The sequence below is a fragment of the uncultured Granulicatella sp. genome (assembly GCF_963515615.1).
GTDB lineage: Bacteria > Bacillota > Bacilli > Lactobacillales > Aerococcaceae > Granulicatella.
In genome coordinates, this window is the sequence record NZ_CAUPZT010000003.1 from 1 (window position 1) to 21,624 (window position 21,624).

Consider the following 21,624-nt stretch of genomic DNA (forward strand, 5'->3'; position numbering starts at 1 on the left):
ATCCATTCCGACACCAATAATCGCCATCTCAATACTCCCTTTAAAAACATAATGTATCTCTTATTGTATCAAATGAAATCACATTTGTCAGAATTTTTTACTAATCTTTAGTAAATTTCTCCACTAAAAAAGACGACCGAAGTCGCCTTTTCATTCATTATTTTTGACGGATTGTAAATCCTTTGTCAGATTTCTTTTTATGATTTCTACGACGAGAATCTTTACTCTTATATCCACGAGTATATTCATCATCTAAGCCATGACCACGGCGGTCTTCTTTACGTTTGAAGCTTCCTTTACCATTTCGTCCACGGTTATCTTTACGATCACTACGATTGTAATTTCCACGGCTATTGCCACGTTTGCGGCTTGGTAATGGACGTTCTGGAGTGATTTTAACAGGAATTTCTGTTGGGTCTTTAATCATTCCACTCACTAATAATGCTGCTAATTCATCTGCTTCATATTCATCCAACAAATAAGAAATAGCTTCTTTGAAACGACGTGTGTCTACTGACTTCATCTTTTCATCAATTTGCTCAATGGCAGATTTCATTTGTCCTTCTATTGCTTCCATTTGAGTTGGTGGACGTAATGCAGTCATTCTCTTACGAGTTAAATCTTCAATGACTCTTAAATAATCCATTTCATTTGGTGTTACAAAAGTAACAGACATTCCTTCTTGTCCCGCACGTCCTGTACGTCCAATACGATGAACATAACTTTCTGGATCTTGTGGAATATCGTAGTTATAAACATGAGTTACACCTGAAATATCTAATCCACGTGCAGCTACGTCTGTTGCCACTAAAATATCTAAATGATTATTTTTAAAATCACGTAAAACGCTCATACGTTTTTGTTGACTTAAATCTCCATGAATTCCTTCTGCACGAAAACCACGCATTTCAAGTCCACGTGCTAATTCATCCACACGACGTTTTGTACGACCAAACACAATCGTTAATTCTGGTGTTTGAACATCTAATAAACGAGTCATAATATCAAATTTTTCAAAATCTTTACATTTTACAAAATATTGATCAATTAATGTCGCTGTCATTTCACTTGATTTAATACGAACATGTTCAGGTTCTTTCATAAACTGAACTCCAATTCGTTTAATATCATCTGGCATTGTGGCAGAGAATAATAAAGTTTGGCGGTTTTCTGGAACTAATTTAATAATCGATTCGATATCTTCTAAAAATCCCATATTTAACATTTCATCCGCTTCATCTAATACTAATGTTTCAATATTGTCTAAGCGAAGTGTTTTTCTAGAAATGTGGTCTAATAAACGTCCAGGTGTTCCAACTACGATATGTGGTTGATCTTTCAATTGGCGAATTTGACGACCAATATCTGCACCACCATAAACAGCTTGTACATGAATTTTTTTATCTTTTCCTAAGCGATATAATTCTTCTTGTGTTTGAATCGCTAACTCACGTGTTGGAGCAATGACTAATCCTTGTACTTTACGATTACGAAGATTAATTTTTTGAAGCATTGGTAATCCAAAAGAAGCTGTTTTCCCTGTCCCTGTTTGAGCTTGACCAATCACGTCTTTGCCGGCTAAGGCTAATGGAATGGTTTGTGATTGAATCGGTGTCGCTTCCTCAAACCCCATTTTTTCAATAGATTCTAATAAGGCTGAATCTAAGCCTAATTCATTAAATTTCATATTTTCCTCCTTGTACTGCTGAAGAGAAGCACACGAGGTATATAGACCTTCACAATAAAAGTCTGGAACAGCAAAGAGCTCCAGACTTCTGAACATTACGAGATTATACAATATTACTTGTTAAATCTTCATGATATATATCATTACATTTGTGTAAACTTCTCAACTCTCCAAGTACTATAGCATGTTCAAAGCTAGATTGCAAAGAAAAGCCCTTTGATTTCACAAATGAAATGCTGAACAAATAGAATTTATGCTTCTTTTAACGCCTCTACAACTGCTAATAATCCAGTACCATTACTAGATTTCACTAATACTTGGTCATTTTGTTTTAAATCATCCTTCAATAATTGAATCAATGCAGCTTTATCACTTTCAACATAATGTAAGTGAGATGCTTCAAAACGAGATTTTAACGCTTCATATAAAGCACTCATTTCTTCCCCATATAAATATACTTCTTGAATTTTCTCTGGGAACATTACTTCAGAAATACTTGCGTGTAATGCTTTTGATTGTTCTCCTAATTCGCGAATATCTCCTAATACAACAATTTTACGTCCATTAGTTGCTACTGATGTAAAGGATTGAATGACAGATTTCATCGCAATTGGACTGGCATTATACGCATCATTTAAAATTTTAGAACCACGAATGCCATCCACCCATTGCGTACGATTTTTTGTTAATTCAAACTGTTGAATCGCTTCAATGGCTTGTTCTAATGATACACCACATTCTAATCCTACTTGAAGGGCAGCTAGCGCATTATTGACATTATAAGCTCCTAATACAGGTAGTTGAACAGAATGTTTGGCAGGTTTCACCAAGTCAAAAATAGTATGATCTTCAAATAATTGAATATTTTCAGCCTGAATTACACTGCTACTACCTTCTCCGAACGGTAACACCTTAAAGTGTTCTTCTGCCTGCATTTCTTCTAATTCTTGTTCTAATAAAGGTTCATTAGCTGGGAAAATAATACTACCTTTTTCATGTAATCCTTTTAAGATTTCTAATTTTGCTTTCGCAATTCCTTGACGGCTGCCTAAATTTTCCATATGAGATTCCCCAATTAAAGTAATCACTGCTACAGAAGGTTTTGCTAGTTTGCTTAAAAACTCAATTTCACCAAAATCACTCATGCCCATTTCTAATACTAATTGTTCTGTATCTTCTGGCATATCTAAAATGGTTTGAGGCAATCCAATATCATTATTAAAATTCCCTTGTGTTTTATAAACATGATAACGACTAGCAAGTACCGCAGCTGTCATATCTTTTGTTGTTGTTTTTCCAGAACTCCCTGTAATGCCGATAACATTTGGTTGAACTTTTTCTAAATACCACTTCGCTAATTCTTGGAAAGCTTCTAGTGGATCATCTACCCAAATCGCACAAATCCCTTCTGGTGGAGTTTGATCTTGTCGTCCCCAAAATACAGCTTTTGCGCCTTTTTCTATCGCTTGTTGGATATAATCATGTCCATCTGTTTGTCCTTTCAAAGGAATAAATAGACTATTTTGAGTTAATTTTCTTGTATCAAATGAAACTGATTCAATACTATCAAAACGATAATCTGTTTGATAATCAATTGCTTTAACAGCTTTTACAATTTGTGCCACTGTTCCGATTGCCATGTTTTTACTTCCTCTCTCACAAAAAGCGCCTCGTTGAGGCGCCTTTTTTATGCATTTTGTCGATCTTTATAACGTTTTAAAGCTAATTGAATTAATTCATTCACTAAATCTTTGTAAGAAATCCCTGTTTTCTCCCATAGAAGTGGATACATACTAAATTGAGTAAATCCTGGTAAAGTATTTACTTCATTAATGTAAATATCATTTGTTTCTGTTAAGAAGAAATCACATCTTGTTAATCCACTACCATCAATGGCACGGAATGCTTTTGCAGAATATTCTCTTACTTTTGCAGAAACTTCATCAGAAATTTGCGCTGGAATTTCTAATGTAACGGTATTGTTAATATATTTTTCATTGTAGTCATAAAAACCACTAGTCTTAACAATTTCTCCTACAACTGAAGTGTTCGCTTCGTCATTTCCTAGAACCGCACATTCAATTTCTCTTGCTTCAATCCCTTGCTCTACGACAATTCTACGGTCATATTTCAAGGCTTCCATAATTGCGGTCGTTAGTTCTTCACGATTTTCCGCTTTTGAAATACCTACACTTGATCCCATATTAGCTGGTTTAACAAATACTGGGTAAATTAATGTTCCTTCAATTTTATTATAAATACTTTCAGGATTTTGTTTCCATTGTGTTTTATTAAATGGTACATATGGCAATTGTGGTAATCCTGCTTGTTGGAATAATTGTTTACTTGTAATTTTATCCATTCCACAAGCACTTGCTAATACGCCACATCCAACGTAAGGAACATCCATCATTTCAAACAATCCTTGAATTGTCCCATCTTCTCCATTAGGTCCATGTAATACTGGGAAAACAACACATTCCTCTTCTTTTAAATCATAAGGAGTTACTAAAACACCCGTTGAAACTTCCCCTTCACTTGTTGCAAAGTGAGCTTCTTGACTTGCTTCTAATCTTAAAGCTTCAGAAAAAGCTACAGGGCCTGTTAACGCTTCACCTTTCAGCCATTCTCCTTTTCGATTAATATAGACTGGTTGAACTTCATAATAATCAAAATAGATTTCTTTAATAATTGAAAAAGCCGTTAAAATTGAAATATCATGTTCAGCACTTTTGCCTCCATAAACGACTATAATTTTCATAAACAATCCTCCAACTAGAACTATCTTATCTAGATACTTCTTTCATAGTTCATACACTAGTATATCAAATGCACTATAAACTGACAAGGTACTCACATTTTGCCAAAACACCTTCAGAAAATATAAAAAGAGCCAAGATAACTTGACCCTTTAACAGATTTACGATTATTCCTTGGCTGGTCGATGTATCCAGCATCTCAGAGCTCAAAGAATAACAGTATTGTACGACTTATTTTTGTTCATTTCAACTATTTAGACAACACTCTCCTTAGAAATACCCCTCTTCCTTTAAAGAGCAATAGGTATGATCTCCCACAATAAAATGATCTAACAATTCAATTCCCATCATTTCTCCACATTCCGATAATCGTCTTGTAAAATCAATATCCGCTTGAGACGGGGTAACATTTCCACTTGGATGATTATGTCCGATAATAATTCTTGCTGCAGAAAAGCGAACCGCTTCTCTAAAAATTTCTCTTGGATGAACGACTGCTTGATTGAGCCCACCGCGAAAAATAATTTTTTTCTTAATCACTTCATTTTTTGAATTTAAAAATAATGCAATTAAATGTTCTTGGTACAAATCTTTTAATTCTTCCATAATACATTCTCCCGCTTTTTGCGAGCTTGTAATATGTCCTAATTTTGTTTGCTTCGCTGTTCCTAATCGAATTCCCAATTCCATTGCAGCTTTTAATTCAATGGCTTTAGTCCGTCCAATTCCATGAATCGCCATTAATTCTTCCACTGTTGCCATTTTTAATGTAAATAAATCTTCAAACGTGTTTAACACGACTTTCGCTAATTGCAATACATTTAATTCTCTGGATCCTGTCCGAAGCAAAATCGCTAATAATTCGTAAGTTTCTAAACTTTTAGCTCCTAATTTTTCTAACCGTTCTCTTGGCATTGACTCCAAAGGTAATTCTAATAATTGTTGATCCATTTCCATTTTATTGCCTCCTCTTGCATATAATACGTTCACTTATATATACGCAAAAAAAGGCAAAAAATATTTTATTTTACGAAAAATTTTCTTATAAAAGAAATAAAATAGAGAGAACCTGTAATCCAAAGTGTTTCTTGGTCTGACCTTTTGTTAATGTAATTCTCGATAAATTGTTGAGTATTCTCTACAAATTCAATCTCACTAGAAGGGTAGTCTGTTCTTTCAATTGCACCTGCATAATCAAATGTTGTTACTACTAACCGAGCTTCCGGTAACTCTTTTCGTAAATAATCGACCATTTCTTTATAGTGTTTTCTCTTTAAAGCAGAAAATAAAATCGTCTGTTGAGCTTCCAGTTCTCCATGTTGTTTTACCGTTTCAACAAATCGTTTTAATGCATGAATATTATGAGCTCCATCTAATATTACTGTAGGGCTTTGATGCACTACTTCCATTCTTCCTGGCCAAGTAACCGTTTGGAAACTTTCTTGAATGGCAGATAGTTCAATTGGAAGTTGGAATTTCTTTTCAAATCGTAAAAAGCATTCTAACGCTACTGCAGCATTTTCTAATTGATACTTCCCTTTTAAATTCAAATAAGAAATGTGAATTCGAGTATCTGCATTTGTAAAAATAAACCCATCTTCAAACGGTTCAATTTTAAACTCTCGTTCAAACGTATGTAAGTCACAGTTATAAGCTTTTCCGACTACTTCAGCTACTTGTAGTGCTTCTGTTGGTAAATTTCCTAATATGACTACTTGATTTTGTTTGAAAATTCCCGTTTTTTGAATCGCAATTTCTTCAAGCGTATTTCCTAACATTTCTTCATGATCCATCCCAATCGATGTAATCACGCTCATTGTTGAATGGATAATATTGGTTGTATCTAATAATCCACCAATCCCTACTTCTAATAAAGCAATTTCCACTTTTTTTCTAGAAAAATAGACTAACGCCATAGCCGTCATGATTTCAAAGAAACTTAATGGTTCATATTCATCTATCAATGTTGCTTCTGCTTGTTGAACGAGATTTCCAACAATTTCAAAGTCTTCTTCAGACATTACGTTACCATTGATTAAAAACCGATCCGTATAATCAATTAAATGAGGGGAAACAAATGCTCCTACCTTTTGCCCGTGATGAACAAATAAGGACGATAGCATCGCAATCGTAGAACCTTTTCCATTTGTTCCCGTTACATGAATAATCGGATAATCTTCCTGAGGATTTCCAAGAAGAGACATGACTGCTCTCATTCTTTCTAATCCGTATTTTCGTTTATATTTCATTCGATCAACTATCCACTCTCTAACTTTTTGCATGAACTTCCCTTCTTTCATTTTCATCATACAAATTCCCTCTTCAACTTGCAAGAAATTTAAAGACGTTTTCTGAGTCTACATACTTTACAAACCAAAAAATCCTGCTAGTGATTTCTCACCAACAGGATTTGTCTTATTTATTTCATGACATTATTATGCCAATGTTTTTAAGGTTGCAATACGTTCTAGAACTGCTTGACGTTGATCAGCGTATTCTTTTCCTTTTGCACGTTCTGCTTCTACGACAGCTTCTGGTGCTTTAGCAACGAATTTTTCATTTGATAATTTTTTTTCTACACGATTCACTTCATCTTGTAGTTTAGTTGCTTCTTTTTCTAAACGAGCAATTTCGTCATCAATATTAATTAATCCTGCTAATGGTAAGTAGATTTCAGCTCCACTAATGACACTTGTTACAGCGTGACTTGGCGCTTCAACTTCTAAACCATATTCAAATGATTCAGGATTACAGAAACGAGCAATATAGCTTTCATTTTCTGATAAAATAGCTTGAATATCCGCACTTGAAGTTTTTGCGATAATCGCAATTGGTTTCGATAATGGTGTATTCATTTCATTTCTGCTTGTACGAACGGAACGAATAAAGTCCATTAAGAATTCCATTTTTTCTGCTGCAGCTTCATCCATTTGACTTTCTTGTACAACTGGATATGAAGCCACTACTAATGAATCTCCAACATGAGGAACTGATTGCCAAATTTCTTCAGTTACGAATGGCATAATTGGATGTAATAAACGTAATGTTTGATCTAATACATATACTAAAATGCTACGAGTTGTTAATTTAGCAGCTTCATCATTTCCTGCTAATGTTTCTTTAGACATTTCAATATACCAATCACAGAAATCATCCCAAATGAAGCGATACAATAGACGACCAGCTTCACCAAATTCAAATTTCTCGAATAATTCTGTTACTTTAGCAATCACTTGGTTTAAGCGAGTTAAAATCCATTTGTCTGCTAATGTTTTTTCACCAGTAATATCTAATTGCACTACTGTTAAATCACCAATATTCATTAACGCATAACGGCTAGCATTCCAGATTTTATTGATAAAGTTCCATGCAGCATCCATTTTATCTGTAGAATAACGAACGTCTTGTCCAGGTGCTGAACCATTTGCTAAGAACCAACGTAACGCATCTGCTCCGTATTGTTCGATGACTTCCATTGGGTCCACACCATTACCAAGAGATTTACTCATTTTACGACCTTGGCTATCACGAATTAATCCGTGGATTAGTACATTTTTAAATGGACGTTTGCCTGTAAATTCTAATCCTTGGAACATCATACGGCTTACCCAGAATGTTAAAATATCATAACCTGTTACAAGTGTACTTGTTGGATAGTAACGTTTATAGTCACTAGCTTCAACATCAGGCCAACCCATTGTTGAAAATGGCCATAATGCAGATGAGAACCATGTATCTAATACATCCACATCTTGTATCCAGTTTTCAGCATCTGCTGGAGCTTCCATTCCAACATATACTTCACCAGTTTCATTATGATACCATGCTGGAATTTGATGTCCCCACCATAATTGACGAGAAATTACCCAGTCATGAATGTTTTCCATCCAACGTAAGTAAGCATCATTAAAACGTGGTGGGTAGAAATTAACTGTATTATCTTCTTCTGCACGTTGCGCTTGAATCGCTTGTTCTGCTAAAGGTCCCATTTTAACAAACCATTGTTTTGATAAACGAGGTTCTACCACTACATCTGTACGTTCAGAATGTCCCACACTATGAACATGTTTTTCGATTTTTACAAGAAGTCCTGCTTCTTCTAAATCTTTCACGATTGCTTTACGAGCTGCAAAACGATCCATTCCTTCGTATTTTCCAGCTAATTCATTCATTGTAGCATCATCATTCATCACATTTACACGTGGTAAATTGTGACGATTACCAACTTCAAAGTCATTTGGGTCATGGGCAGGTGTAATTTTTACAACCCCTGTTCCAAAATCTTGTTCAACATACTCATCAGCAATAATTGGAATTTCTTTTCCAACTAATGGCAAGATAACTGTTTTTCCAATCAATGCTTGATAACGTTCATCTTCAGGGTGAACTGCAACTGCAGTATCTCCAAGTAGCGTTTCAGGACGAGTTGTTGCAACTTCTAATACTCCACTTCCGTCTGCTAATGGATAATTCATATGGTAGAAAGCACCTTCTACATCTTTATGAATAACTTCGATATCTGATAATGAAGTTTTTGCTTTTGGATCCCAGTTAATAATGTATTCTCCACGGTAAATTAAGCCTTTTTCATATAACGTTACGAATACTTTTTTAACAGCATCTGATAGTCCTTGGTCTAATGTGAAACGTTCACGGCGATAGTCCACTGAAATTCCCATTTTTGCCCATTGTTCACGGATATGGCTTGCATATTCTTCTTTCCATTCCCATGTTTGTTCTAAGAATTTTTCACGTCCTAGGTCATAACGAGATAAGCCTTCTCCACGTAATTTTTCTTCTACTTTTGCTTGAGTCGCAATTCCTGCATGGTCCATCCCTGGTAACCATAATGTATCGTATCCTTGCATACGTTTTTGACGAATAATCATATCTTGTAATGTAACGTCCCACGCATGTCCTAAGTGTAATTTACCTGTTACATTTGGTGGTGGAATAACGATTGAATAAGGTTCTGCATTTGGATCTTCATTTGGATGGAAGACTCCTGATTCAACCCACCATTGATATTTTCCCGCTTCAACTTCTTGTGGTTGAAACTTTGGTGACATTTCTTTTGCCATTCTTTTTCCTCCTTAATAAAATGATTTTGATACAATAAAAAAATCCTATAAAGATTTACTTCATAGGACGATTATTTTCGTGGTACCACCTAATATTCGCATCATAACTGATGCCTTTAACGTTGTTAACGAAGTCTACTCCGAGCTAAGTTACTATGATTCCCCTAGCCAACTTACAAGCTACCTTCATACAAATTTGTTAAGAAGTTTCACCAACCCTTCTCTCTCTATCAACTAAAATTCGTATTACTCCTCTTGCGCAATGCTTTTATTCTATGGAATATAGTCTACCATTGTTTAACAATACTTGCAAATGATTTTCCTTATATCTATTCTACTTATTTTTTCAAGAAACGGCGCATTGAGAAAATAGAACCAAATGATCCAATTAAAATCCCAACTCCAGCCATCGCCCAAGATAAGCGATATAAGAAAGGATTTGGTGCTAATAAGCTAAAAGTTGATCCCGCAAAGAAATCACTTCCACCTTTATAAATCCATACATATAAAGCCCATAATAAAGCAATTGGTACAATTGAGCCAATTAACCCAATTAATCCACCTTCTAAGAAGAAAGGCCAACGAATATAAGCTTTTGTCGCTCCTACTAATTGCATAATTTCAATTTCTGTTCTACGAGCATGAATTGCTGCACGAATCGTATTAGAAATTAAAAATAATGCAATAATTAATAATACTAAAATTACACCGATTCCAACATTTCTAGCTGTTGAAATAACTTTAAATAATGTATCCGCACGTGCTCCACCATAGTTAACACGAGCTACATAATCCATTTTTTCAATCACATTTGCAACTTCTTTTGTTTGTTTTGGATTTTTAGTACTGACATCAAATGCGTCTCTCAATGGATTACTATCATTTTTAAATAATTCAAATTCTTGTGCAACACTCTTAGTGATGTCTTCTAATTCTTCGTCTTTTGAACGGAATTTCACCGTATCAACTGTATCCAGCGCTTCAATCGCAGCCTTCAATTCCGTTGTTTTTGTTTCGTCTGCTGCTAAATCAATATAGACACGAACGTTGACATCTTGTTCAACATCTGTGGCAATTTTATTCATATTAAATAATAATGAAACAAAAATCCCTACTAGTAACAATACCATTGATACCGCAGAAATCGCACCAAATGTAGACCAACCATTTCTAAATAAACTTTTAACGGCATCACGAATATGACGCCACATTGTTCTAATCTTCATATCCGTATTCCCCTTCCTCTTGGTCACGGACAATACGACCCATTTCAATAGCCAGTACACGATGTTTCTTTTCATTTACAATTTGGCTATTATGAGTTGCCATTACAATGGTTGTCCCTTGTTGATTAATTCTTTCTAAAATATCCATAATTTCCATAGAAGTTTCTGGATCTAAGTTTCCTGTTGGTTCATCTGCAATTAACACAGCAGGATTATTCACAATTGCTCTAGCAATCGCTACACGTTGTTGTTCTCCCCCTGATAATTGGTCCGGAAACATCATCATACGATGTTTTAAGTTTACTAAAGCTAATACTTCTTCAACTTTTCGTTGAATTTCTTTTGGTGCTTTTTCAATTACTTCCATCGCATATGCAACATTTTCATACACTGTTAAACGAGGTAATAATTTAAAATCTTGGAACACAACTCCTACGTAACGTCTTAAATAAGGGATTTCACGTTCTCTCATTTTTGTTAAATCATATTTCCCTACAGTAATTCTTCCTTTAGTAGCTTTTTCTTGACGATACATCATTTTTATAAATGTTGATTTCCCTGCACCTGATGGGCCAACAACATATACAAATTCTCCATCTTGAATTCTGACAGATAAATTATTTACGGCTAAAATACCTTTTCCATATTTTTTTGAAACATTCATCATTTCAATCATGCGCTCACCAGCTTTCTCTATTCATAGTCTATGTCTTATCCATTATACCATTTTTATGATGACATTCTATTGATGAAATATTACAAACAGATGTCAATTTTTAGATTTTCTTATTGATAAACATGATTACACAACTGTGATAGATACAAAAACATATATTGTAAAGTTTCTTCTTTGATACTGTGTGGATTGATAAATTCCATATTCGGTAACCACTGAGTTAATGTTTGACTTCTATAATGTTCCAATAATGATTTAAATGGATGGTGATACTGTGTTGTTAACATTCCCCTTTCAAAAGTAGATAAAGTAATCCCCAATTTTAAAAGTGGAATCCCTAAACCTTCTAATAGTAGTTGGAAAATTCTCAATGTTATTTCAAATTGATTAGAAGAGGTCTTTCCAAAATACTCCTCAATCATTTCTTTCCATTTTTCAAGTAGCTCACTTGAAGAAATTTCTCCATTAAACCATTTTTCTTCCAACTCATAACTAATCATATCAACCACAAATAGTTGAATGACATTAATATTCGTTAATGAAACAGGATTTCTTCTAAGTGCCAAAAAATTTTTCAGTAAAATATGAAAAACTTCTTCAGTAGTTCCAATTTCAATAAAGTATTTTGAAATCATTTGGGCAATATCTTGAGAGATGATTGGAAGCAATGTCGCATAATAACGAAACGCTTCTTTTTGATAGAAAGAATATTCTTCGTTTTTTTTATTTTTTGAATGTATATTGAAATAAACTTCTCCAAATAATTTTAAAAATTCAAATAACGAAATAGAAAATGAATGATACGGTGATAAATAGATTGAAAATTTGTGGTTCTCTTTTTTTATAAGTGCTCTTTGACTAAATTCGACAGAAATCCTATATGACTTTATAAGAGCATTCACTTGAAGTAAAAAGAAATGAAAGAATGAAATAGCTTGTTGCTGCGTAATATTCAACTCGCATACATCAGCATTTGTTGGATATTTTTTAGAAAGAAAATGAGAATGATAAAATTGAATCACTTTATCACGATGTTTTTTTATTTGACGACAACTAGAACAGACAAAGTCCTGACCATATATCTGTAATAAAATTTCTTGATAGGTTGGAGAGTGCAGATGGAATTTTTCAGAATAATAATCAAAATAAAACAATCGAAGATTGTCTAAATCTTCTTCAAATGATAATTCAAATAATTTTGGAGTCAGACATTCTAACCATTTTACTTTGAATTCATCTTTTGCCTCTTTTAAATTTTTCGCAAAATATTTTTTGGCATATTTCTCCTTTAAATAATAATCAGAAATTTTTTGTATACCCTTTTTCTCATATAGGGTCAGTTCATCTATATGATTCATAAAATAGTGGTAGATCATCTTTGAATTTTGAGATTTCAGATGCTGATCCATAAACTCAACTTGAAAAATATTATCACGTTGATCCAACTGATATTTATCAAAATATTCGTATTTTTGACTTAATTCTTCAATTAAATCAAGCGTATCGAATAATCCACGAAGTTCACTAACTGTATATTGCATTCCCAAAACCCCCTTTTATTTTCTATTTCTATTTTACCGCTTTCATCGTTATAAAACAAATATTTTTTGACTTTTTTCCGAAAAAATAAAAATGACTTTTTATAGTAGTATTAGCGATAGAAACCACGAGGTGTGGTTTCTATCACAGGAAGCTGACGTCCTTTACTACTATATCCAAAAAGTCAATTTTTATTCCGTCTCGCCGGATAGCGTCCATTTTAAATACGCATCCATAAATGGATCTAAATCTCCATCCATAACAGCACCAATATTCCCCGTTTCATGACCCGAACGTAAATCTTTTACTAAAGAATACGGATGGAATACATAATTTCGAATTTGAGAACCCCAAGCAATATCTTTTTGTTCGCCACGAATTTCAGCTAACTCAGCTGCTTTCTTCTCTTCTTCTAATTGATATAACTTCGTTTTTAACATTGCCATCGCTTGATCCTTATTTTTAAATTGCGAACGTTGCGCCTGACTTTGCGTTACAATTCCAGTTGGAATATGCGTAATACGAACAGCTGATGAAGTTTTATTAATATGTTGCCCCCCAGCACCACTCGCACGATATACATCAATTTTCAAATCATCTGGATTAATTTCGATATCAATATCCCCTTCTAATTGAGGCATAATATCAATAGAACAAAATGAAGTGTGACGTTTTCCAGCAGCATCAAATGGAGAAATTCTTACTAAACGATGTACGCCTTTTTCACTCTTCAAATAACCATAGGCATTTAATCCTTCAATAGATAACGTCACAGACTTAATACCAGCTTCTTCTCCATCTTGATAATCAACTGTTTCAATGCGGTATCCATGTTGTTCAGCCCATCTTGTATACATTCTTAACAGCATACTACCCCAGTCTTGTGATTCTGTTCCACCAGCTCCTGGATGAATTTCTAAAATTGCACTACATTTATCATGAGGTCCACTTAGTAACATACTTAATTCATATTTTTCTAATTCTTTTTCAACGCTATGAACACGTTCCACTAACTCCTCATGAATTTCTTCTTCGGGATCTTCTTTATACATTTCAAATAATAGTTCCACTTCTTCTACTTGTAGTTCTAATTGATGAAAAGTGTCATAGACTGCTTTTAATTCATTACTCTTTTGAATGACCATTTGTGCTTTTTCATTATCATCCCAAAATCCAGGTTCAGACATTTGTTGCTCATAAGAAGCAATATCTTCTTCTAAATGATCTAAGTCAAAGAGACCCCCTATAACTTGTCATCTGAGTACTCATTTTTTCTAATGCATTTCTGATTTCACTAATTTCCATACCATTCTCCTATCTCATTGTAAAAAGGTAGGCTGGACTTTTGCCCAGCCTACTTCTTATTATGCTTGTTCTGGTTCTTCAGTTGGACGATCATGCCCTTGAGCAATCACACTTCTAGCACCTTGCACTTGTTCACGTTGTAAGTTTTGACGAATTTGAGATTTCATCAAGATACGAGTCACATCATAATCAATAGCCGCAATCATTTGTTGGAAACGATTGAATCCTTCTGTTTGATACTCTGTTAATGGGTCGATTTGTGCATATCCACGTAACCCTACACCCTCACGTAATTGATCCATATCATCGATATGATCTGTCCATTTACGGTCAACTACTCGTAAAATAACAACTTTTTCAAACTCAAGCATTTGAGAATCCCCATTTAATTGCTCTTGTTTTTCTTTGTAAATTTCCATTGCTTTTTCATTTAATAGACCTTCAATTTCTGATGGAGTTTTTCCTTTTAAGTCTGATAATGAAATTTCATCTGGATGACAAATTGCATTAGCTGCGAAATCTACTAAGCTTTCTAAATCCCAAGTTTTCTTTTCACCTAATGTATGATTTTCTACCATACGGTGAATTGTTCTACGAATCATTGATTTTGTTACTTTTTCTAATGAATTTTCTTCATTAATAATTTGTAATCTTTGTGAATAAATGATTTCACGTTGTTCACGCATCACTTCGTCATATTGTAATACGTTTTTACGTGTATCATAGTTATTTCCTTCTACACGTTTTTGAGAAGATTCTACTTGACGAGATAACATTTTACTTTGAATGAAATTGTCGTCTCCATTTTCGTCAATATTTAATCTTTCCCAGATTGCTTGCATTCTTTCTCCGCCGAAACGTTTCATTAAGTCATCTTCTAATGATAGGTAGAATTGCGTTGCACCTGGATCTCCTTGACGTCCAGAACGTCCACGTAACTGGTTATCAATACGACGGCTTTCATGACGCTCTGTTCCGATAACGCATAAACCACCTAATTCTTTAACGCCTTTACCTAACTTAATGTCTGTTCCACGACCTGCCATGTTTGTGGCAATTGTAACAGCACCACGTTGTCCGGCCATCATAACGATTTCTGCTTCTTTAAAGTGATTTTTAGCATTTAATACTTCATGAGGAATTCCTTCTTGATGTAGCATTTGTGAAATTAACTCACTTGTTTCTACAGCTACTGTACCCACAAGAATGGGTTGTCCTTTTTCATGACGTTCTTTAATATCACGTACTACCGCTTTAAATTTGCTCTTCAATGATGGATAAATCACATCATGAGCATCAATACGTTGAACAGGACGGTTTGTTGGAATCGTAATAACGTTCATATTATAAATTTCACGGAATTCTTCTTCTTCCGTTTTAGCAGTCCCTGTCATACCTGATAATTTACGATACATACGGAAGAAGTTTTGGTAAGTAATTGTCGCCATTGTTTTAGATTCATTTTCAACTTCTACACCTTCTTTTGCTTCAATCGCTTGGTGTAATCCATCTGAATAACGACGACCTTCCATAATACGACCTGTAAATCCATCTACGATTTTTACTTGTCCTTCATCTACTACATAATCGATATCTCGAATCATAATGTAATTCGCACGTAAAGCTTGATCAATATGATGAACTAATGCTGAATTGTCCACATCATATAAGTTTGGTAAACGGAAAGTTTGTTCTGCTTTATTAATACCTTCGTCTGTTAATGAAATAGATTTCGAAGTTAAATCAATCGTATAGTCTTCATCTTCTTTCAATGCTTTAACGAAGAAATCTGCACGTTGATATAAAACGGTAGATTTTTCAGCTTGACCTGAAATAATCAATGGTGTACGAGCTTCGTCAATTAAAATTGAGTCTGTTTCGTCAACTACCGCATAGTTTAATGGACGTTGTACCATTTGTGATTTGTAAACGACCATGTTATCACGTAAGTAGTCAAATCCTAACTCACTATTTGTACTATAAGTAATATCTGCATAATAAGCAGCACGTTTTTCTTCTGGTGATTGTCCAGTTAAGTTTACACCTACACTTAATCCTAGGAAATTATATAATTCTCCCATTTCTTTCGCGTCACGTGTAGATAAGTATTCATTAACGGTTACTACGTGTACACCATCACCTGAAAGTGCATTTAAATATACAGGCATTGTCGCTGTTAATGTTTTACCTTCCCCTGTACGCATCTCCGCAATATTCCCATTATGTAGAGTGATACCTCCCATAATTTGAACTTTATAAGGGAATAAGCCTAAAACACGTTTAGCACCTTCACGTACTAAAGCGAATGCTTCTGGTAATAATTTATCTAATGATTCTCCTGAAGCATATCTTGCTTTGAATTCTTCTGTTTTTACTGGAAAGTCTGCATCACTTAATGCTTCCATTTTACTTTCCAAGCTAATTACTTTATCTGCTATTTTTTCAAGTTTACGAACTTCGCGTTTGTTATTTTCAACTAATTGCTTTAAAAAATTTGCCATTCTCTGACTCCTTTATATTTTTCTTTCTAAATCATCTATCTTGCAAATGAGTATACCAGTTGCATCTTATTCATTTTACCATCATTATTCAAAATAGAAAAGAAAAAAAGGCAGAGTTGGAAAATTTTTTCCAACTCTACCTTAAAGAAGGATTTTATGCATTTGTTTCAATTAAACCATATTTACCATCTTTACGACGATAAACAATATGTGTTTCATTTGTTTCTGCATCTTGGTAAATAAAGAAGTTATGACCTAACATATTCATTTGTAAAACCGCTTCTTCACTATCCATTGGTTTTAAATCAACACGTTTGGTACGTACAATCTCTAATACTGATTCATCTTCTTCCACTGTTTCAGATACAACAGGGGCAACAAGCACTTCAAATCCTTTTTCACGAGATTTACGATTAATTTTTGTTTTATGTTTACGAACTTGTCTTTCTAATTTATCAATCACTAAGTCAATACTACCATATAGGTCTCCAGAAGTTTCTTCTGCACGTAAGACTAAATAAGGAAGAGGAATTGTTACTTCAACTTTTGCAGTTTTTTCAGAATATACTTTCAAATTAACATGAACCGTTGCATTAGCAACATCTCCAAAGTATTTTTCTAATTTTGAAAGTTTCTTTTCAGCATAATTACGAATTGCTTCAGTAACTTCAATATTTTCTCCGCGAATATTATATTTGAACATAATAATCTCCCCTTTCATCTGGCTATGCCAGACTGAAGAAATCTCTTAAGGACCACTCTTAAGAATCCCTTCTTTTGATTTCTTTCTATGATTTTATTATAAACCTTTTTCTTATTTTTTACAACCGTTTTCAATTAACTTTAGGAATTCCTAAACATTTTATTAAAACTTTTTAATAAGTTGAATTTAATCTAATTTTATTTGTTAACTTTTTCTCAATATTCATTATTTTTCCGATTTTAACAAACAAAAAGCTTATCCGTTTCATTGACAGAAACCGTTTACAGTAGTACAGTTAATATATCTTATAACACAAAGGAGTGTTGTTTTATGGAAAAAGTTTTTGCAAGTCCATCTCGTTATGTTCAAGGAAAAGATGTTTTTAAAACAGGTCTTTCCCATGTTTTAGCGTTAGGGAATCGACTACTTCTTCTATGTGACCCAATTGTTTATGATTTAGTCGGAAAAGAATTAGAAGAAAATTTAGTTGCTGCTGGAGCAACTGTTTATCATGAAAGTTTCAATGGTGAAGCTTCGAACAAAGAGGTTAGTCGTGTAGCTGAAATCGCTAAAGAACATGAATTAACAGTTATTGTCGGTTTAGGTGGTGGTAAAACAATCGACACTGCTAAAGCAATCTCAGATGACTGTCAATGTCCTGTAGCTATTTTACCAACAGTTGCTTCTACAGATGCACCAACTTCTGCTTTATCTGTTATTTATTCTCCAGAGGGTGTATTTGAACGCTATCGTTTCTATACTAAAAATCCAGAATTAGTTTTAATTGATACAAATGTTATCGCTCACTCTCCTGTTCGTTTACTTGTTTCAGGAATTGCAGATGCTCTTGCTACTTGGGTTGAAGCTCGTGCAGTAATCGAAGCTCAAGGAAAAACAATGGTAGGAGATACTCCAACCATCGCTTCAGAAGCTATTGCTCGTGCTTGCGAAGCTACTTTATTTGAAAACGGACTTCAAGCATTAGCTGCAGCCAATGCAAAAGTAGTAACTCCTGCATTAGAAAAAGTTGTTGAAGCAAACACATTATTAAGTGGTATTGGATTTGAATCTGCTGGTTTAGCAGCTGCTCACGCCATCCACAATGGATTTACAGCTTTACATGGCGATATTCACACTCTTACTCACGGTGAAAAAGTAGCTTATGGTACATTAACACAACTTTTATTAGAAAACCGTCCTAAAGAAGAATTAGATAAATATATTACATTCTATAAAGAATTAGGCTTACCAACGACATTAAAAGAAGTAAAATTAGATACTGTACCTTATGAAGATTTACTAAAAATCGGTCGTTTAGCTACACAAGATGGCGAAACAATCCATCAAATGGTGGTTCAATATACTGCTGAAGATGTAGCCAATGCTCTAATCGCTCTTGATCAGTACGTGACAACTCGATTTTAATTTTTGAGGAATACACTCTTTCAAAAATCATTTCAATCAGCTCAAGCAGATATCTGCTTCTGCTGATTTTTTAGTTATTTCCTAAATAATTCATAGTCCCTATATAAATTTTCATCAAACATAGTATAATATAGGTGAAAAATGCGTCACACTATATCGTAATCAATAAAATTGAACGGAGGGTTATTATGTTAAAAAGAATCATTGCTTCTACTACTTTGTTGTTATATCTATTATTACCTTTTTTCAATATTCAAATGATGAACATATTTTATCCTAACTTTTAAGAGCTAATCATACTGCTCTTTTAGGAATATCCATTTTATTTATCCTGAATATCGTATTAACAATGTTAGTCATTACTCTATCAATCAAAACTAACCTACTGGAATCTCGTATGATAATTGTTGGAATCTATCTTTTTATTGGATTACTCCTTCTTATTTTGATTATTGGTATTCCAAAAATTTTACAAACTTATATTTTTACCCAATTGATTACATCCCTTTTTTCATTCGCTTTTGTTTTTGGGGTAGTTATTTCTTTAACTGTTTTATCAAAATTTTAAACAGTATCTATATTTAAATTTAAAAGGAATTAAGTAACTTTAAATGACTTAATTCCTTTTTGTTTTCTCCTGTTATCGAAATACCGTAAACAATTTAACATCCTCTATCCCTTTTTCCTGCAATAACTTTACAGCTAGTCGAATCGTTTTCCCAGTCGTATAAATATCATCAAACAGTAAAACTTTATCCGGCAAGTTTACCTCTTCTTTCAATACAAAGGGTTGTTGCAATTGCATTCTCTCTTCTCTCGTCTTTTCAGATTGTTTTTTCCCTTTTCCAATATGGTAAAGGAATTGCTGATACGGAATTTTCGATAGTTCTAGAAAGTACTCAACCGATTCAAACTCTCTTTTTTCTAAACTTTGTTTAGAAGTGGGTAGTGGACAAATCGTATATCCTTGTTTGAGATATGTTTTTAACGCCCTTTTCAAATCTTCTTGGATTAAAAAAGCTACAGCACAGTCTCCCGTGAATTTATATCGTTCCATAAATTCTTTTGCCTGTTCATCATACACATATAATGCTTGATTCTTAGGGAAATAAGACTCCATCTCTTTCCAACGAACGCAGTCATAACAGAGTGCCGCTTCCTCCATTAAACGACCACATCCCGGACAAGTAGGTTCCTTTTCCAATGAGTGGAATAATTTTTGACACTGACGACAAATCGGTCTTGAATTCCACATGAATAAAGAACTAATTCCTGAATCTGCTGTTACATCATTTCCACACCATACACAACGCATTTTAGTCACCTTCTATTAATCCTCTTTTTCTAGCTTCTTCATTCAATGATTCAATTTCTTTTTTAGCTTGTTTCATTGCTCGACTCATTCCTTCATAAAAATAGACAACTTCTCCCCCTGGATGATCTACACTTCTACCTACTCTTCCTGCAATTTGTACTAACACTTCCCTTGTAAAAATCTCTTCTTGAGCCTCTGTTACAGCTACATCAATTCCATAAAAAGTAACTCCTCTCTCAAGAATCGTTGTTGTAATTAGAAAATCTAACTTTCCATCTCTCATTTGTTGTATTCTTTCTTGTCGCTGATCCTCTTGAGAGGAAACACTGGAAAAACTTGCATTCGAAAAAGCTCGACTCATCATCTCTTCCACTGCACAAATTTGCCCAATCGTTGACACAAATATTAAAAACGGAGTTTTTTCATCTAGTCGCTTCTTCATCCAGAGATACAACTCTTGTGGAATTTTTTTCTTTTCTAAAGCGCTATTCCAATTTCGTAATTCCTTAAACAGAGGTACAACAAGAGGATGCCGATGGAATCTTGCTGGTAATAAAGAGTACGATAGTTGATGATGTTGAATTTTGTACAATTCCAACTTTGAAGGTGTTGCTGTCATAAAGACTAACCTTCCTACAGGCTTAACCGCACGATGGACAGCAAATTGTAACATGTCACTATTCGAGTAAGGAAAGGCATCTACTTCATCTACAATTAGTACATCAAATGCATAATAAAATCGTAGCATTTGATGAGTCGTGGCAATAGTAATGGGGGTTCTTTTATAACTTTCATCCGTTAATCCATGTAAAACAGTCACCTCTTCTAAAGGAAAGGCTTCTTTAATTCTGGGAGCTACTTCGTTACAAACATCAATTCTTGGAGCTGCTAATCCAACTCTTCCTCCCTTTTCTAATACTGTTCGAATTAATTCAAAAATCATTTCAGTCTTTCCTGCTCCAGTAACTGCCCATACTAAATGTTCCTTATCCGTTACCTCTACTAATTCTTTTGATAATTTTTCCTGTTCTTTAGACATCGTATGCTTGTAATATAACTGAACGGAATGCGGTGGAAATGCCGGAGTTTGCTCCTCAACAGCTACTAGTACACAACATTCTTTTACTTTCCCCATATTTAAACATCTCAAACAATAATGGCAATTTTTCTGGCAAATGATACAAGGTCCCACCGCAAACTCTTCAACATTTTGATTGCCACAACGATTACAAACAAATTTTCCACTTCCCTTATAAAATCCAGGCAATACTTCTCCCATTTGTTCTAATATAGAATCTCTTTGCGATTGAAACTTTACTTGAATTCTTCCCTGTTCTTCCATAGAACACCTCCTAATCTATATATACGAAAAAAGCAGCGAAAAAATTCGCTGCTTAAAAAATTTTA

Annotated in this window: 15 protein-coding genes and 1 other annotated feature; of the genes, 1 reads left to right on the plus strand and 14 read right to left on the minus strand. The window is 34.1% G+C overall.

Annotated features, from left to right (window positions below):
* Positions 1–157: 157 nt before the first annotated feature.
* The 12 genes from RYL55_RS01170 to hpf all read right to left on the minus strand — a co-directional run bounded on the left by RYL55_RS01170 (position 158) and on the right by hpf (position 17,477).
* On the minus strand, positions 158–1,687 hold the full coding sequence (locus RYL55_RS01170; protein WP_315006552.1) for a DEAD/DEAH box helicase: 1,530 nt from the start codon (positions 1,685–1,687) through the stop codon (positions 158–160).
* A gap of 251 nt (positions 1,688–1,938) precedes the next feature.
* The gene (gene murF / locus RYL55_RS01175) at positions 1,939–3,327 is read right to left on the minus strand and encodes a UDP-N-acetylmuramoyl-tripeptide--D-alanyl-D-alanine ligase (protein WP_315006554.1); all 1,389 of its coding nucleotides are present in this window, start codon (positions 3,325–3,327) and stop codon (positions 1,939–1,941) included.
* A 47-nt stretch (positions 3,328–3,374) separates the two neighbouring features.
* The gene (locus RYL55_RS01180; protein ID WP_315006556.1) at positions 3,375–4,448 is read right to left on the minus strand and encodes a D-alanine--D-alanine ligase; all 1,074 of its coding nucleotides are present in this window, start codon (positions 4,446–4,448) and stop codon (positions 3,375–3,377) included.
* Between the two features lie 268 nt (positions 4,449–4,716).
* Positions 4,717–5,403, minus strand: a complete 687-nt coding sequence (radC, locus tag RYL55_RS01185) for a DNA repair protein RadC (protein ID WP_315006558.1) — start codon at positions 5,401–5,403, stop codon at positions 4,717–4,719.
* A 65-nt stretch (positions 5,404–5,468) separates the two neighbouring features.
* A complete protein-coding gene (locus RYL55_RS01190) occupies positions 5,469–6,755 on the minus strand; it encodes a folylpolyglutamate synthase/dihydrofolate synthase family protein (protein ID WP_315006560.1) in 1,287 nt (428 codons plus the stop codon).
* Between the two features lie 126 nt (positions 6,756–6,881).
* Positions 6,882–9,527 (minus strand): valine--tRNA ligase, encoded by a 2,646-nt coding sequence (locus tag RYL55_RS01195; protein WP_315006562.1) that lies wholly within the window; start codon positions 9,525–9,527, stop codon positions 6,882–6,884.
* A 60-nt stretch (positions 9,528–9,587) separates the two neighbouring features.
* Positions 9,588–9,799, minus strand: a binding site (T-box leader).
* Positions 9,800–9,865: 66 nt separating this feature from the next.
* A complete protein-coding gene (gene ftsX, locus RYL55_RS01200; RefSeq protein WP_315006564.1) occupies positions 9,866–10,753 on the minus strand; it encodes a permease-like cell division protein FtsX in 888 nt (295 codons plus the stop codon).
* The gene (ftsE, locus tag RYL55_RS01205) at positions 10,743–11,429 is read right to left on the minus strand and encodes a cell division ATP-binding protein FtsE (protein WP_314110426.1); all 687 of its coding nucleotides are present in this window, start codon (positions 11,427–11,429) and stop codon (positions 10,743–10,745) included. Before ftsE ends, ftsX begins: the two co-directional genes overlap by 11 nt.
* Before the next feature lie 110 nt (positions 11,430–11,539).
* On the minus strand, positions 11,540–12,970 hold the full coding sequence (locus RYL55_RS01210) for a hypothetical protein (RefSeq protein ID WP_315006566.1): 1,431 nt from the start codon (positions 12,968–12,970) through the stop codon (positions 11,540–11,542).
* A 189-nt stretch (positions 12,971–13,159) separates the two neighbouring features.
* Positions 13,160–14,273, minus strand: a protein-coding gene (prfB, locus tag RYL55_RS01215) for a peptide chain release factor 2 (protein ID WP_399545429.1) whose coding sequence is annotated in 2 segments (ribosomal slippage) — positions 13,160–14,212 and positions 14,214–14,273 — 1,113 coding nt in all. Because the reading frame shifts where the segments join, the coding sequence is not laid out codon by codon here.
* A 59-nt stretch (positions 14,274–14,332) separates the two neighbouring features.
* Positions 14,333–16,774 carry a preprotein translocase subunit SecA gene (gene secA / locus RYL55_RS01220; RefSeq protein ID WP_315006571.1) on the minus strand — a complete coding sequence of 814 codons (2,442 nt, stop codon included), beginning with the start codon at positions 16,772–16,774 and terminating at the stop codon, positions 14,333–14,335.
* 154 nt (positions 16,775–16,928) lie between these two features.
* On the minus strand, positions 16,929–17,477 hold the full coding sequence (hpf, locus tag RYL55_RS01225; protein ID WP_314110433.1) for a ribosome hibernation-promoting factor, HPF/YfiA family: 549 nt from the start codon (positions 17,475–17,477) through the stop codon (positions 16,929–16,931).
* Between the two features lie 330 nt (positions 17,478–17,807).
* On the opposite strand from hpf, the gene RYL55_RS01230 reads away from it, so the two are divergent.
* Positions 17,808–18,902: a glycerol dehydrogenase gene (locus RYL55_RS01230; RefSeq protein ID WP_315006573.1), complete on the plus strand. Its 1,095-nt coding sequence runs from the start codon at positions 17,808–17,810 to the stop codon at positions 18,900–18,902.
* Positions 18,903–19,542: 640 nt separating this feature from the next.
* On the opposite strand, the gene RYL55_RS01235 is transcribed toward RYL55_RS01230, so the two are convergent.
* Complete coding sequence (locus tag RYL55_RS01235; protein ID WP_315006575.1) at positions 19,543–20,217, minus strand: ComF family protein; 675 nt, start codon at positions 20,215–20,217, stop codon at positions 19,543–19,545.
* 1 nt (position 20,218) lies between these two features.
* Positions 20,219–21,559: a helicase-related protein gene (locus RYL55_RS01240; protein WP_315006577.1), complete on the minus strand. Its 1,341-nt coding sequence runs from the start codon at positions 21,557–21,559 to the stop codon at positions 20,219–20,221.
* Positions 21,560–21,624: the final 65 nt, after the last annotated feature.